Annotated in this window: 14 protein-coding genes and 2 pseudogenes; 4 read left to right on the forward strand and 12 right to left on the reverse strand. The window is 49.4% G+C overall.

What is annotated here, in order from left to right; all coding sequences use genetic code 11:
• Position 1: 1 nt before the first annotated feature.
• The 9 genes and pseudogenes from SFSGTM_RS04265 to SFSGTM_RS04305 all read right to left on the reverse strand — a co-directional run bounded on the left by SFSGTM_RS04265 (position 2) and on the right by SFSGTM_RS04305 (position 7,377).
• A complete protein-coding gene (locus tag SFSGTM_RS04265; RefSeq protein ID WP_162084090.1) occupies positions 2-379 on the reverse strand; it encodes a tetratricopeptide repeat protein in 378 nt (125 codons plus the stop codon).
• A gap of 235 nt (positions 380-614) precedes the next feature.
• Positions 615-3,188 (reverse strand): chemotaxis protein CheW, encoded by a 2,574-nt coding sequence (locus SFSGTM_RS04270; RefSeq protein ID WP_162084091.1) that lies wholly within the window; start codon positions 3,186-3,188, stop codon positions 615-617.
• A 217-nt stretch (positions 3,189-3,405) separates the two neighbouring features.
• Positions 3,406-3,804, reverse strand: coding sequence for a hypothetical protein (locus SFSGTM_RS04275; RefSeq protein ID WP_162084092.1), 399 nt, complete (start codon positions 3,802-3,804; stop codon positions 3,406-3,408).
• A 25-nt stretch (positions 3,805-3,829) separates the two neighbouring features.
• On the reverse strand, positions 3,830-4,168 hold the full coding sequence (locus SFSGTM_RS04280) for a hypothetical protein (protein WP_162084093.1): 339 nt from the start codon (positions 4,166-4,168) through the stop codon (positions 3,830-3,832).
• 227 nt (positions 4,169-4,395) lie between these two features.
• Positions 4,396-5,448 (reverse strand): amidohydrolase family protein, encoded by a 1,053-nt coding sequence (locus SFSGTM_RS04285; RefSeq protein ID WP_162084094.1) that lies wholly within the window; start codon positions 5,446-5,448, stop codon positions 4,396-4,398.
• 124 nt (positions 5,449-5,572) lie between these two features.
• The gene (locus SFSGTM_RS04290) at positions 5,573-5,866 is read right to left on the reverse strand and encodes a type II toxin-antitoxin system RelE/ParE family toxin (protein ID WP_162084095.1); all 294 of its coding nucleotides are present in this window, start codon (positions 5,864-5,866) and stop codon (positions 5,573-5,575) included.
• Positions 5,863-6,087: an addiction module protein gene (locus SFSGTM_RS04295; protein WP_162084096.1), complete on the reverse strand. Its 225-nt coding sequence runs from the start codon at positions 6,085-6,087 to the stop codon at positions 5,863-5,865. Before SFSGTM_RS04295 ends, SFSGTM_RS04290 begins: the two co-directional genes overlap by 4 nt.
• A gap of 156 nt (positions 6,088-6,243) precedes the next feature.
• Positions 6,244-6,624 (reverse strand): annotated as a pseudogene (locus tag SFSGTM_RS04300) (GNAT family N-acetyltransferase); the annotation flags it as partial.
• 255 nt (positions 6,625-6,879) lie between these two features.
• Positions 6,880-7,377: a GNAT family N-acetyltransferase gene (locus SFSGTM_RS04305; RefSeq protein WP_162084098.1), complete on the reverse strand. Its 498-nt coding sequence runs from the start codon at positions 7,375-7,377 to the stop codon at positions 6,880-6,882.
• Between the two features lie 495 nt (positions 7,378-7,872).
• Here SFSGTM_RS04305 and SFSGTM_RS04310 point away from each other — a divergent pair, with 495 nt between their 5' ends.
• Positions 7,873-8,427: a CDP-alcohol phosphatidyltransferase family protein gene (locus tag SFSGTM_RS04310; protein WP_162084099.1), complete on the forward strand. Its 555-nt coding sequence runs from the start codon at positions 7,873-7,875 to the stop codon at positions 8,425-8,427.
• 180 nt (positions 8,428-8,607) lie between these two features.
• Positions 8,608-9,513, forward strand: coding sequence for an NAD(P)-dependent oxidoreductase (locus SFSGTM_RS04315; protein WP_162084100.1), 906 nt, complete (start codon positions 8,608-8,610; stop codon positions 9,511-9,513).
• 151 nt (positions 9,514-9,664) lie between these two features.
• Here the strand turns inward: SFSGTM_RS04315 and SFSGTM_RS04320 are convergent, their stop codons facing one another.
• Positions 9,665-10,222 (reverse strand): DUF2934 domain-containing protein, encoded by a 558-nt coding sequence (locus SFSGTM_RS04320; RefSeq protein WP_162084101.1) that lies wholly within the window; start codon positions 10,220-10,222, stop codon positions 9,665-9,667.
• Positions 10,223-10,539: 317 nt separating this feature from the next.
• The gene (locus SFSGTM_RS04325; RefSeq protein WP_162084102.1) at positions 10,540-11,613 is read right to left on the reverse strand and encodes a hypothetical protein; all 1,074 of its coding nucleotides are present in this window, start codon (positions 11,611-11,613) and stop codon (positions 10,540-10,542) included.
• A 180-nt stretch (positions 11,614-11,793) separates the two neighbouring features.
• Between SFSGTM_RS04325 and SFSGTM_RS04330 the strand changes: the two are divergent.
• Positions 11,794-12,707 (forward strand): annotated as a pseudogene (locus SFSGTM_RS04330) (tyrosine-type recombinase/integrase).
• Complete coding sequence (locus SFSGTM_RS04340) at positions 12,704-13,819, forward strand: IS91 family transposase (RefSeq protein ID WP_162083488.1); 1,116 nt, start codon at positions 12,704-12,706, stop codon at positions 13,817-13,819. The pseudogene SFSGTM_RS04330 and the gene SFSGTM_RS04340 overlap by 4 nt, the downstream one beginning before the upstream one ends.
• Before the next feature lie 344 nt (positions 13,820-14,163).
• Here SFSGTM_RS04340 and SFSGTM_RS04345 read toward each other — a convergent pair whose 3' ends face one another.
• Positions 14,164-14,634 (reverse strand): hypothetical protein, encoded by a 471-nt coding sequence (locus tag SFSGTM_RS04345; RefSeq protein ID WP_162084103.1) that lies wholly within the window; start codon positions 14,632-14,634, stop codon positions 14,164-14,166.
• Between the last annotated feature and the right edge of the window lie 158 nt (positions 14,635-14,792).

Below are 14,792 nucleotides of genomic sequence, written 5' to 3' on the forward strand. Positions count from 1 at the left end.
CTCAGTTGAGGGTAGATTGACGAGTATTGATTTGATCGACGATAGCGGCTGGCGCTTCCGCGATGATGGCTTTCATGCCTTGTTGTGAGCGTTCGTCGCCCTGGCGTGCGGCGAGCTCAAATAACTCATAAGCATATAAATAATTTTGCTGTAGTCCGATGCCGCGATAGAACATCAAACCCAGATTGAATTGTGCCTGCTTATCGCCCTGATCTGCAGCTGCACCATACCATTTAGCCGCTTCTATATAATCTTGCGGCGCATCCTTGCCTTCGAAATACAGTACGCCCAGATTATATTGCGCATTCACATCGCCGTTTTGTGCGTCTTCAGTGAGTTTTTTCAGCGGCGCATAGCCAGCCAGTTCGAGTATATCCATGATATGTGGGAGTTATGCTAAGAGGCATGAAGTTTAATCAAAAGTGCTGGCTTAAACAAATAAAAAGCAGAGAAAATTGTAGCCAGACGCATGCAGCATGACATGTAAAGACTGGCAGATCAGTCCATGTGCTGTGTACATCAATCATAGACCCCATGGTTCATGTTACTGCAAATGTTGTATTTGTTTTTACGTGGTGTCGTTTTGTACATACACCACGTATTTCTGCACTATGTCAGGCGGCCTGCTGGATGACCAGCTCATCTGGCATGCTCGGCATTTCACCTGTTTTCAGGGTGCGGCAGATATAGCCGACATCCAGTACCTGTATCAATAAATTACCGTTGTTGGCTCTGATGACTTGCGAGACCAGCGCGCCCTCGGCACTTTTGGAAAATGGTGTGGAGGTGATGTGCTTATCGCTGAACTCAGGTACGCCATGCAAATCGTCAACCAGTAATCCAAAGCTTTTCTCTTCATTCTGTACCACGATGACCTGGCTGCTGGTGGTGATTTCGGTTGCCTTGCCGCGTATCATATAACCCAAATCAAATACCCAGACGAACTTCTTGTCTCCATTTTCCAGTTTGATTGCGAGCATGCCTATGCGTCCTTCGAATCCATTCATGGACATCGGCAGTATGGCTGAGGCGGATAGCGCTTCCAGTACCCGTTCGGCAGGAATTGCGAATAAATTGCTACCAATGAAGCAGGTGGCAAATTGTTTTCCGCCTAGTTCTGTAGAGTCAGCATCCAAGATAGTCGCGGTTTTATTGCGTATCGTGTTGCATTCGCGAACCCCGCCAAAATATTCGAACACTACGGCGATAACATCTTCCTTGTAGCCATCGCTCACCTTGAATTCACGATAGCCATTTGAGACGGTGCAGCCCATGCTGGTGTAGTGCTTGTCATGCACAGTGATAGTGGATGTACTCGTGCCATTCTCTTGCTTAAGTATTTCCGCATTGATGTCGAGTGCGGTGCCTACAGGACGCTCTGGGTCGGTGCTGGCAATAATATTTCCTGTACGGTCGATAAACAATGCTGTGGTATCAGCTTTGCCGTTCAGTCCACCATGCAGCATGGCGGAAAATTCGGGTGCTGCATCGAATACTATGCCGATGCCACCGACTATCTGATTGGGTTTTTCTGGATGACGGATGGCCGCGTGGTAGACATAAGTTGGTAAATTGTCGTACAGCGGTGTCGGTGCAAATGGGGTCACGTAATAAGCCTGCTCGTTAGCCAGTGCGAGTACAGATTGCAGAGTGGTGTAGTCGATATTGGTGCCAATCACTACGCTGTCTGCACCATGATAGGCTAACTTGGTGCTGGCGATGATGCGTCCGTTTGTGTCATAGACGAAGATGCGCGTGTAAACGGTGTAGAGGCCGTTGATATAAGCCAGTTTTTTAGTGATATTTTCCAGCATGGCACTGGTGCGTTCTGGCGCAGCCATGACGTCGCGCAACTCTGGAGTCAATGCCCACCAGCGGCAATCATCGGAACGTTCATACAGATTGCGATCGAGCAAATCTACCAGCAGATGTGACATAAATTCCGCACCACGCAGGCTAGAACCAAGTACGGTTTCGTACAGATTGCTAATAGACAGGGAAAACAATTCATTACTGCGGTTGCCGGTTTCGCTGATTTGTTCCAGGACGGATTTGAGTTGCAGTAAATGTTCGCTATGCCCCGCAGTCATCACCTGCCCATTCCATACTACACGCTGTATGGTTTCTGCAGCCTGCATGATTTTGTAGAGCGGGGGAGAAAAACTCTGGGCATGCGATAACAGACCATCGGCAATGGCAGGATCAAGCGAAGCCAGTCTGCTTTGGCTATTTTCCAGAAAAGCAATCTCTATGGGTATCATTACCTGCCCCTGCCATCCAGGTGGCCCCATGTAGCCTTGGTAACCCTCGGCAACAAAGGTTCGTACTAAATATCTGCGACCACCGAACATCATGAGACTGGTGCTCCTGCCACGATTGCTTGGCACAACGGCACCTAATGGTATCCATAACTCGTCGTCGCTGGCGATGACGCGATTTTCGCTATCAAGCAGTAGCATGTTGGAACGCTGCTCAGGATCGCGATGCGAATTGAAGATGCCGCGCATTTCTTTTTCAAAATCAAAGCACAAGCACAGTATTCCGACCACTTCATTGGTTAATGGATGCAGCATACGTTGCGAATAAATCAGAGATTTTTGATTGCCTGGGCGCAGGTCAGTTTCACGGAAAGTTTCAACATAGGTTTCCGATGCCAGCGTTTGCGCAATGAGTTTATCAGTGCTGCCTTCGACGTCAGAATGCTCGTTAATGTGCATCAGCACGCTGCCTTCTTTATCGAGCAACATGATTTCATCATATACAGTGTACTTGTTGCGATAGGCTAATAACCTGGTAAGAATCGCATCAGCATCATCATGCATGTCTGCGACAAAGGCACATAAGTCATGGTCAGTGGCGAGAAAGCCGATATCTGCCGTACGTTCATATAAATTACGCACAACGATATCAATGACATAGTGCGCTTTAGTGCCTATTTCCATCAGTACATTGGCGATTTTTTCATTGACCAGATTGGTAACCAGCTCCTGTTCCAGTTCGTCAAAACCAGCCCGTGTTGCCGACATGGTTTGCAGTATGGATTTGGTTTCTGGCAGATAATTCATTTTTGCGGAGGACTCTATCATCCGCCACATCAGATTCAACTCGCGCAATGATTGCTCGCTACGAACCACATCACGCATGTAAGGGAGAAATACGTCATTTTGTTGCAAGGCAGTATTAGGCATGTTGGTTTCGCTTTGAATTAAAGAGGTGATTGAATGAACGAAACTAAGCAGAATTCGAGCCAGATTTCGGCGTGTAATCCAATATCCAGCGGGCATGGGTAATGTTCAGGAAGCGGAAATAAGATGCGGGTATTAATTAAGAATTTACTGGAATTGTCAGACGGCCTCAGGCCAATTAATTTTTCCTGAAAAGTCGGCTCTTGCTATTGTCGATGCATCAGCGTTGCTGTGATGACATTTTGCTATTGATCCAGGCTCCCAGCTTTGCGGTGAAAATGCCGGGCAAGGATATGACGAGAAATAACAGCAAACCCAGTGGCCACAAATTGCCAAGCTCGCCATTCCGAATGGTCATAGCGATAAATTGACCGACGAATAGCGCAACTGGCCAACGCCAAGGACGGTGATTGAAAAAGTATCCAAGCACACCACAAGCAATGATGGCTCCTGGATAAGCCAGCGACCAATAATCAGGCGTGTCCCAGGCCTCACGCTTGCCACCAGATGCCGTAGCAGCAAACCACAGGCACATACCAATGCCTACGGCAATAACATAGGCGGTGAAGTCGGTTTTGCGCATGGTAATGCGCCGGCCGCTGGGATTTGTTTCAACCATAACTCAACATTGCCTGACTACAAGATCAGAGTACACGGATGACAAATTGTGCCGCTATGCTGAAAAACAAAGTAAGAAACAGAATGATATAAATCAGCAGGAAAGCGAGCATGATGTCAGATAGTTTTGAAAGATAGCTATCGCCCAGAACTTTGTGCTCACGCTTTAGCAGAAATTTGAGCATGGCTAAAGTACCCGCTAGCGTGTTGTGTAAAAACAAAGATGGTTTTCCCATGGCTTCGTACTGTGGCATATGTGATGACGCAAGACGTTTGTATAACATTCTTACGAATACAAACCAAAGTATCACCAACAAGAAAATGCTTGCGAATATGATGAGTAATAGCGTTTCGTCGATGTTCATTTATTATTCCCTGATAGTCAGACTGAGGTTCAAGCCGCTTTTTGCATGACTCATGCGCATGCAAAATTAGAGCACTATACATATAAATTTATCGTGATAACAGCGTTAACCCTGAAGCCGGAACTGCTGGATATGGATTTGCAGTGTTTTCACAAGAAGTGGCTGGCGTCAGGCTATAAAAGACGCAGGGATTATTCTACAAAGTTAACCATTCACCAATGCGCTACTCAGGCAAACTCTTCACCGAATAATAATGACCATGCGCTGCGATAGCCCACCTGATGCCGCGTTTCGCTTGGCAAACGTTGCAGGAAATCCCGATGCTTATGGTCGTATTCGACGATACGGTTAATGCGGTCTCCACCCAGATCCAGCGCCGATAGGAATCGTTGCGAATAAGCCACGATCAGGTCGCGCCATTCCGCTTTTAGTTCGCCATCGCTGCCCCACACACGCGCATGGTGCTGGCCGCTAAGTGGATATACCGAAGCCGCGTCGCCGAATGCCGTATCAAAATACAGATTGGGGTAGCGTTTGATCAAGCTTTCGACGTAGCTGGGCGAATAGCGCGTAGCGCGCTCGATATAGCGAACCTGCGCGAGATGGCACCAGATAACTTTGGCCTTCGGGTACTGCGCTAGCATCTTCTCCAGCGGTGCTAGCAACGCATCTTCGATTTCGTAATGGATCTGGAACGGCAAGCCGGTGCTTGCGCTCATGGCAAACAATCGATGTCCGATAGGCCCATCGATCGGGATGTTGGCATCGCGGTCCATTTCATTGCGTTTCACCTCTCTGGGTGAAGGGTAGTGGCGGAATTCGTATTCTCCCAGCAGCATGATTTGCTTCTTTTCGGCGGCAGCTGCCTGACCGTCGAGGAATTCGTCTGTAGCCTCTGTTAATACTGGGGATTGCCCGCCATTACCAACCGGGATGAAACGATCCGGATAACTGGCAAGCAAGCGCTCCGACAAGTTGTCGAAACGAACACCTTTGTTGAACTGTCCATTACCAATATCCGCCGAAAGCGCCATCAGACCGATGTTGAGGTCATCCATGCTCTTCGCAAAAGCAGCAATATCCAGTTTCGTGGAATTGCATGAGCTTTCTATATCGATATAAGGCAACTCACCCGCGGCCAGAATTCGCTTCAGACGCTGTGCGTATCCGCTTTTCAGTTTCGAGAAATCCACGATTTCCTGAGCGTTTCCAAGTTCCGGCATGCAGGCAACAAGTGGAAGTGCACAGAACGTCTTGAGCAACTGGCGTCTAGTAATCATATTGAAGCTAGGCCTCGTTGGGAGTTATAGGAATTTCGGGGTCAGAAGAGATGTAATTGGCAAAATTCATGCTATGTATCTAGATTTCCCCTTGCATTTGCGCCCTGATTCTTGGAGCTGATAACTATTGTCGACGGCGCCAATAGCCAGGACGGCGTCTTTGATGTGCAACGGCAATCACAAAAATATGGTCAGGAAAAAGACAATACACGATGTTGAAAGGGAAGCGACGCAAAATAAATCGGCGAGTGCCAGCACGCCATAGCGTGCTTAGTTCGGGATTTTCAGCTAACAGCAGCGCAGCGTTTTCAAATTCTGTAATTAACGCCAATCCCAATTGTTTACTTGCCTGCGAAGTGTAAAAATCAGCAGCATTATTAAGATCATCTGCGGCTGCAGGATGAACAACTACTTTCACTTGAGCGTGGCTCGGGCTTGTGCAATGACCTCTGCAAGTGGCGTACCAATAACCAAACCTCCTTCAACCTCGGCAATGCGGTTCTCAACTTCAGCAGCCCAAGCTGAATCAATTTCATTATCTCCATCAAGGCTGGCAATAATATGTTCTGCCAATAATGCACGCTCGGTAGGCACTAGCTTTAACACCTCGGCCTCAAGTATCTCAAATTGTGTTGTCATGGCATTTGCTCCCTATTGACTAGGTTTGAATTGTAGCGCGCGTCGAGTTGTAGGTAAATGTTAATGCACCTTACGTTCGGGGGATGGCATCGTATTTGACGTTTGGTTTGGTGAATTTGCGATAACGGATAAAAAGTAAGACCTGCCCCCGTGCATTTATGTAGTCACAGCATAAACGCAGGTGTTACGGAGATTACCATCAGGCGCTTTGCGCTCGTTGACCATGATACCCTCAAGCGAGAAGCCCGCGCGTTCTGCAACCAATCGGCTTGGCATATTGTCGGCATCTGTGATGCATTCAATGCGGCGCATGTTCAGGTAAGTAAGGGCAAGCAGGGTGATCCCTTTGACTGCTTGGGTGATTAATCCTCGTTTCAGGTAGCCACTGTGCCCCCAATAGCCAATCTCGCACTTTGGCGCTTCCCAGTTCAGGCGGTGGAGTCCAGTAGCGCCAACAAGAATATTTTCGTCTTTAAGAAAAATCAGCATAGGCATATCCGTGCGCGCCAAAAAAGCATGATGGCTTGCATGGCAATATTCTTCAGATTCACTCGGTTAAGGTTCTGGTATTGCCCAAGGTAAATATGCTGGCCACGCCCGAAGTTCAGACAAGGATACGGTTATAGCCTCATATACAGCTTCCCCGTCGTTAGGGCGTGGCGCACGAACAAGCAAACGTTCAGTTTCAAAGTGATCGGGAATATCGAGCAATATTGGCGTCATTTTTTGAACTCAGGTCGGGCTAAAAGCTAGACCTGTCTCCAGTGGCTAGCAGTGGTTCTAAGATTATGCTTAATTTTTCGTCAGCGCCTTGCCCAGGGACTGCGAACGAACCTCGTACCCAAGTTCCTCATATAGCCGCAATGCTGGCTGGTTGAATACCCAAACACTGAGTCGAATATCCACTGCGTCGTTATTAATGGCCCAATGCTCAGCCCGTGACATGAGTTCACGACCAATGCCCTGTCCGCGAAAGGCCATAGCAACACAAATTGACTCAACGCGTGCGAAGCGCATGGGTTGAAGTATCGTTTCGTTCTCCGTTATGACAATACGGACAGTAACGAAACCCACAATTTCGCCTGATGTTTCAGCGACGAATATAGTTGAACTGATGTTCCCGATACTTTTTTGCCAGTACTCATCGTCACGCTGTGGGTCTGATGCAGGTGAAAATAACTGTGGCCATGCCTCATGATGCAATAAATTAACTACCTGCCCAAGTACGCAGATGGCAGGAAGGTCAGCGGAAGTGGCTTCACGATAAATAGGCATAATTGAGTCAGACATGGCTAATGTTAAGTTGAGGAGTGCGTTCGCTGGGGTGGGCGTCTTCAGGTGAGGCGTGTGCTACTTGCAAGGCGACCAACCTCTAATAACCACCGAAATTAGTGCTCGTTTATTTGGTATATCGCTATGGTTTTTATACATAAATTTTATACGTCAGTATTAACACACTGATATGCCTAATTTGATAAATGCCTGATTTCGATGTCTCATGCGGATCAGTTTATCACTTGATTATTGCAGTAATTAGAAATTAGAGACATTAGAGTCAATCCTCGCAATAACACATTTAGCCATGATTTGGCACGACTAAATCGAGCGAAAATGCAAAATATTGGGTCGCAAGACTTACCCTCGTAAATGTTAATACACCTTACGTTCGGCTCGGTGAATTTACGATAGCTGGTAAAAGTAAGCCCCGACCCTGCGCTTGCTGTTTGGATGTGCTGCTAAGTGGCGTACTATCAGTTTCGTGCTTAACTATATAGCAAGGTCAATATGCCGAATTTGCCGAACATAATCAGCTTGCTGCGTTTGTTGCTGGTACCTGTAGTCATTTATCTGCTCGCATTATCAGCTTATGGTTATGCGCTGGCGGTGTTTTTGTTGGCGAGCGTGAGTGATGGTGTGGATGGCTGGATAGCTCGCCATTATCATTTGCAGACGAAATTCGGCGCGATGATGGATCCTGTAGCCGATAAACTGATTATTCTGTCCTGTTTGCTAATGTTGACCTGGCAGGGGTTGATACCGCTATGGCTGGCAGTGTTCATGCTGGTGCGCGATATGGTCATCGTACTTGGCGCATTCTCATATCAGCGCGTAACCGGTCACGTGGAAATCACGCCGACTTTTATGGGCAAAACCCACATATTTTTCGAGTTTTCGTTGTTATGCCTGGTGTTAGCCAACGCGGCAGCTATCGTCACAGTGACAAGCTGGTTGCCGGTACTGTTCCTGCTGGTATCCGCAACTGCGGTACTGTCAGGCGCGCAATACGTGTGGATATGGAGCCGCAGAACAGCACGTCATCTGGCTGAAAGAACGCATTGATTTGTGGCTCGCTCGACAGTATGGATTTGGCTAATCGTATCTGCTCTAGACCTGACTCTATTCTTTCTGTTACCTTTGTGTGATCGAGCGCAATGATTAAGCAATTCGGGTGACAAATAGCTTAGTGCAGACACATAACTGTATCAATCCTGCTGTAATTCATAATTAACGAGAAACTACATGAAACCAATTATCGGTTATATCGGCCTGGGCGTAATGGGAAACGCCTGTGCAAACAATCTGCTCAAAGCGGGTTACCCGCTGCACATCTATGCACGCCGCCCCGAACAAATGCAAGGGCTCATACAAGCAGGCGCCCAGCCCAGCACCAGCCCGCAAAACATGGCACAATGCTGCGACATCATCTTCACCAATGTTTCCGATACTTCCGATGTACAGCAGGTCATTCTGGGTGAACAGGGCGTGATACTCGGTGCAAAAGCGGGCAGCGTGGTCGTGGACATGAGCACCATACTGCCCTCCGCCTCGCGACAAATTGCCGCCGCGCTGGCAGAGAAAAATATCGAGATGCTCGATGCGCCGGTTTCCGGTGGCAGCCAGGGCGCGATCGACGGTACGCTCTCCATCATGGTGGGCGGCAAGGCGGAGGTGTTTCAGCGGATACTGCCCGTGCTGCAAGTGATGGGTAAAAATATTGTGCACATCGGCGACAGCGGTGCGGGACAAGTCGCAAAAGCCTGCAACCAGATCATCGTCACGCAAACGCTGGCAGCCATAGCAGAAGCCTTTACGCTGGCGACAGCCGCGGGCGTGGATGCGGGCAAAGTACGGCAGGCGTTGCTAGGTGGATTTGCCGGCAGTCGCATGCTGGATGTACATGGCCAGCGCATGTTAACGCGCAACTACACGCCAGGATTTAAAGCCCAGTTACATCAAAAAGACATGCAGATCGTGCAGCAATTCGCAGCCGAGCAGGGCGTCGATTTACCCAGCACCGATCTGGTGACGGCCTATATCAATGCGCTGGTTGAAGCAGGACTGGGAGAGCAGGATTCCGCAGCGATGGGCACACTGTTTGAGCAAAAGGCTGGCGTGAATTTCGGTTGTATAGGGAAGGATGGTTAGGCCGTAGATTGCATATTTCCCGTGTTTTCGGGTCGCTGCTTGCGTGGGACAAGCGAATCAGTTATTTCTTGACTCAATGACTGGGCGTTAGCAGGCATTGCAGCGCAACGAGTCGCATCGAGAGCCATGCCTGACTATAACTCTGGGCGAACTACTTTTTGAAGTGGGTCACAATGTTGTCAACGGTCTTCTGCATTTCGTCCCAAGTATTTTCAGCGCCTTTCTTCATATCCTCCCAAGCGCCTTCGCTGTGCTGACGCAAGCTTTTTAGTTTGTCCTTAGCCATCTCACGCTGTGTATGAAAAGCGGCCAACTGGGCTTGAACATCCTGATGAAGCTCAATTTGTGCCTTCTTAGCTTTGTTCGTTAGTGCGCTCAGCTTCTTGTCCCATTTTTTGAGCTGTGCTTCAAGTTGCGCTTGAAAATCCACCTGAGTTGTTATGTTTGTTATCGTGTTCCCGTATAACATGGCATCAATTTCAGCCTCAGCTTGCAGCCAGTCGCTAACAGAATCACCATTTTGAAATCCACGCTGCGCCGCTCGAAGATAGGCGGCTTCGGTAATCAAGAGGTGGCGTTGTTCTGGAGTACAGGGCTGATTGCCAGTTATGCACGCTTTATCTGCCACCTGTTGATGGGTCTGATCATGGCAGAACTGGTTGCCATCGGCCGTAGCATCGGAAACTATACTTTCACCTCGCTCATTCATGTTGCGCCTCCTTATTTAATGACTCGCATCAATCACTTATATCACAGAAATAGTATAGCGGATTCAATCGATAAAACAATAAGTTAATATGGTATGGGCGGTTGTAGGATGGCAGGATCAGATATTACATTGGTATTTTCTCCGTTGTGTTCGCGTGAAATGTAAGGCCTGCTCTCTGACCCAGAATTTCTTTTGCGCTACAAATCTAGACCTGACCCCGAAGTTTCTTTATGTGCAAGGAGGGAGTGTAAAATGTAAGGCCTGACCCCGTTGTTCGCGGCTTTTCGCGCAGGTCCGCTCGAACGCAGTATTAGATGTCATATGCATAGCAATTGCTTCAGGTCTAGTAGCTCGTCTTCACTGAGACGCGAGAATAGATCGCTGGTCAGGTCAAATGTGAATTCAATGGACCCATCCGGTGAACACTCTCCGCGTGCAGAAAGCGCTGACCACAGAAGAGCCATCGGTCTATCACAGGTACAGAGTGAGAAGGCGTCCTGCTTAAGGTAAGCTTGACCGGCGGCTGCCAACTCAATGTGGCGTAGGTCGCTGAGAGCGTTGAAGGCGTCAGCCTCTGAATATACCGACCTAGGCTTGAGTATTCGCCTCCCGATGGCAGGTTTTGTGCCGTGGATATCCTCATACAGGCATGAGAGAACCGCGAGGGTTGCTAGCGAGCCTCGGGTCAGTTCGAATTTGTCGGCGATTCTAACGATTGCTTCGGCTACCTCGACTTCCGTGCGGCGCGGGACACGCTGTATGACAAGAGGACAGGCTGTTTGTAGAAACTTGGTTTCGCGCTCGTTGCGCTCGTCGAAGGCTTCTAGTTGGGCATATGCAGCTCGGTAGTGGGTGTCCTCAAACCTCACAATGTGACATTCGGGTAGCGCATCTCTCAACTCGGATGATCCTTCGTCGAACGCCGACACGAACTCTGCCATCGTGGGCTTTCGCCGGAACCCGGCCTCAAACGCATACGGGAGAGGATTGAACATTCCCGTCCCCTCGGCAAAGAAGTTGGTCCACCACTGTAGTGCTTGAGCATTTGCCGCAACCTTGCCTTCGCGAATTTTGCGTAACGAAATGACAACATTGCGATCCACCAAGAAGCGCGCTGGTATTGAAAACGGCAAGGGCAGCCAACCGCCACGGACAAGCGCAAAGATCGTAGTTGGATTATTGAATGCCACCTTCGTCTTTACGGTGGCTCGGCCCGGCGACACGACTCCATCAACAATTGCATTTTCGCCTTCAAACGTCAGTTCGAAAGCTGAGGTGTCGTCTTCCTCCAGCTTGTGAATTTCCTCGACTCCACGCGGGTGAATGAATGTTGGAACGATATCAATGCTCCGGCCCTCTTCGAATTCGGCACGAAATGAAAACGGAGCCATGGGATGGGTGACCTCTAAAGTGGAGCTAAGGGGCTGCGCGCTTTTGCGCAGTTCCGCTTGAGCGTAGGGTTGAACGAAGCCGCTATCGCGGAGAAATATTCCCGAACCATCAAATTACGCAGCATAATTTCGTCTCCCCCAGCAATGGAATTTTGATTACTGTACCACGAGGAGACGACATTGACAGCCCCCACACCCATCCCCGCGCACTTCGAGCACAATCACCAGCGACTGCTGAATTGCCTCAAGCTCAGAGGCATGCAGCCTAAAACCATCGCCTTGTATTCACACGGCGTACGGCGCGCAGCGGTGTATTTTAATGACCAGATAGACGCGCTCACCAAGCCACAATTAACCGACTATTTTGTTCGCATCCTGGATACCCATTCATGGAGTACGCTCAAACATGATCTGTATGGACTGAAGTTCTATTATGCCCATGTACTCAGCCAACCCTGGCCAGGTGCGGATCTGGTTAAACCACCCAAGTCATATAGCCTGCCCGACATCATTACCGTCGCCCAGGCACAACAAATCTTCATGGCCACCCGCGTATTGAGCTACCGCGTATTCTTCTTCACCCTCTACAGCCTGGGCTTACGATTAGGCGAAGGCTTACGCTTGCAGGTAGGGGATATCGATGCGGATCGGATGCGGGTGCAAGTACGCAACGCCAAAGGCAACCGTGATCGATTGGTGCCGTTATCAGAGAACACCTTGCAGGTATTGCGCCGTTTCTGGCTCACCCATCGCAACCCAAGCTTGCTCTTTCCTAATCGACACGGCGGTCTTGCCAAATCGCACTTGGCACGCACCCCGCTGGATCGTGGTGGTATCCAGACCACCTTGGGTCAAGTGACCCGTGACTGTGGCTTAAAAAAAGAATTACACCACACAGCCTGCGCCACAGCTATGCCACCCACCTGATAGAAGCTGGCATCGATTTACTCGAAATTCAGCAGATACTCGGACACCAGTCCATCCTCACCACCATCCGCTACACCCACCTCACCGAACAACGCCATCAGAGCGCACACACTCGCCTTAATCAATTAATGGAGAAATTCCACATTCATTGGGGCAAAGTCAAATGATCAGACTGGCGCACATCGTAGCAACCTACGCAGCTAAACTGCTTGCACAACACGGTCATCACCTATTGCCCAGCCAGCAAGCTGCCTTAACCGCCTTTCAAACCTGCCGTAGCCAGATGAGCCCGAGGATGCAACTTGCCTGTGATGATTGTCAAACACCCAGCTACCTGCCACATTCCTGCGGTCATCGGCATTGCCCGCATTGCCAGGCGCACGAATCACAGCGCTGGATAGACCAGCAATTACACAAATCCATCCCCGCCAACTACTTCATGCTCACCTTCACCGTGCCCGCCCAGTTGCGCACACTGGCCTGGCAACATCAGCGCGTCATGTATGACTTGATCACACGCTGCGCGTGGGAAACAGTCAACACCTTCAGCCAAAACGACAACAAGCTGCGCGGCAGCGCAGGGGCGGTGACTGTACTGCATACCCATAACCGCCGACTGGACTATCACCCCCATGTGCATCTCGTCATGCCCGCTGTCGCCTTTAACCCCAAACAGCGACGCATGCGTCATAAACACGGCAACTACCTGTTTAACCACAAAGCCCTGGCCAAAGTATTTCGTGCCAAATTACTGGCAGGCATCAGACAAGCAGGACTCACCCTGCCAAACGATTACCCGACCGATTGGGTGGTGGATTGCAAAGCCGTCGGCACTGGACAGCACGCTCTGATCTACCTTGGGCGCTATCTGTATCGGGGGGTGATACAGGAGAAAGACATCCTCTCCGACCGGCATGGTCAGGTCACCTTCCGTTACCGGAACAGCCAAACCAAACAAATGGAAACCCGTACCTTGAGTGGTGTAGCCTTCCTGCGACTGATACTGCAACACATTCTGCCCAAAGGCTACCGCCGCGCCCGCAACTTTGGCTACCTGCATCCCAATAGCAAACTACTCACCCAGCTACAGCTGACCCACCTATGGCGACGGAACAATCCGCCGCCAGCGCAACCCAGACCAGCGATACGTTGCCAATGTTGCGGTGGGGTGATGAAGATAGTGCGCACACGTATCAAAGCGATACCGCTAGCCACATCAGCCCCATCTATAAAACGGGAACACAGAGCAGATGACACAGGGTGGGAGACCATGCGCTAAACCAGCCCACACCGCCCACCTGCCAGACTAGGCAGGTATGGCCGTGCTCGCCCTGAAGAAGGCTGAAATTGGGTTAACATGCCCGAAAAGCCGACTAAAAACGGTGAGTTGAATAGAATAAGTTGCTGCAATGGCAACGTGAAGGTCGTGAAATGGCGGGTGGGATGCGTAACGCGTCCAGTTATGCCAGCATAGTCAAAAAGATATTTCCATAAGCGCTCAAGCAACACCCGCCCCAGCCATGCCGGGCTTGTCCAACAAACGGTTCAGATTGTGGCTCGCTTCGCGATCACAATCTAACCTTATTCGTTAGAAGACGTTCTATCATGTAACCCTCATTCGGGTTAGCGCTTTCGTGTCTTGAGGACGAACTTAGGGTCATATATCTGCACCAAGATTGATATGAACTCCTTAGCTTGGGCGATTGCTGCCTGGGCCTCATCTTCGTTGCAGAACTCTCCCTGATGAGCAATTGCGTTGCGCTTGGTGTTGATTTCTCCTGCGACTTTCTTCAGCGTCTTCATCTTCTTGTACTTCGTTTTGTCCGTCTCACTCAGAGGAATGAGCAGACGGTCAAGCTTTCCAGCAAGACCATTAGCCCAACGAAGAAGACTGTCAACGAACTCCGAATCAAACTCGCTATTCAATTCAAATTCGCGCCGGATGGCAAAGTTGGCTGCAATTTCAGCGGCGGTAGCGGCGCGGACGATAGCAGCGGACCATTCCTCGCGTGTGTGTAGGCCAGACAACTTATGCCATTGCTTCTGTACCTTCTCAAGGTCAGTCAGTTCCTCATATGGTCTACGTGCGGTCATGAGTACTCCAAAGCGCTAACGTCTAATAGGCACCGAAATCGGTGCCTATTTTATTTGGTAAATCGGTGTATAACACTTTGTTCTCCCTGATATCTGTTTTTATTGATATGATTTTTATATGTAAATTTATAACATCTGAATTAAAACACACCGATTTT

The sequence above is a fragment of the Sulfuriferula nivalis genome (assembly GCF_009937995.1).
Taxonomy (GTDB): Bacteria; Pseudomonadota; Gammaproteobacteria; order Burkholderiales; family Sulfuriferulaceae; genus Sulfuriferula; species Sulfuriferula nivalis.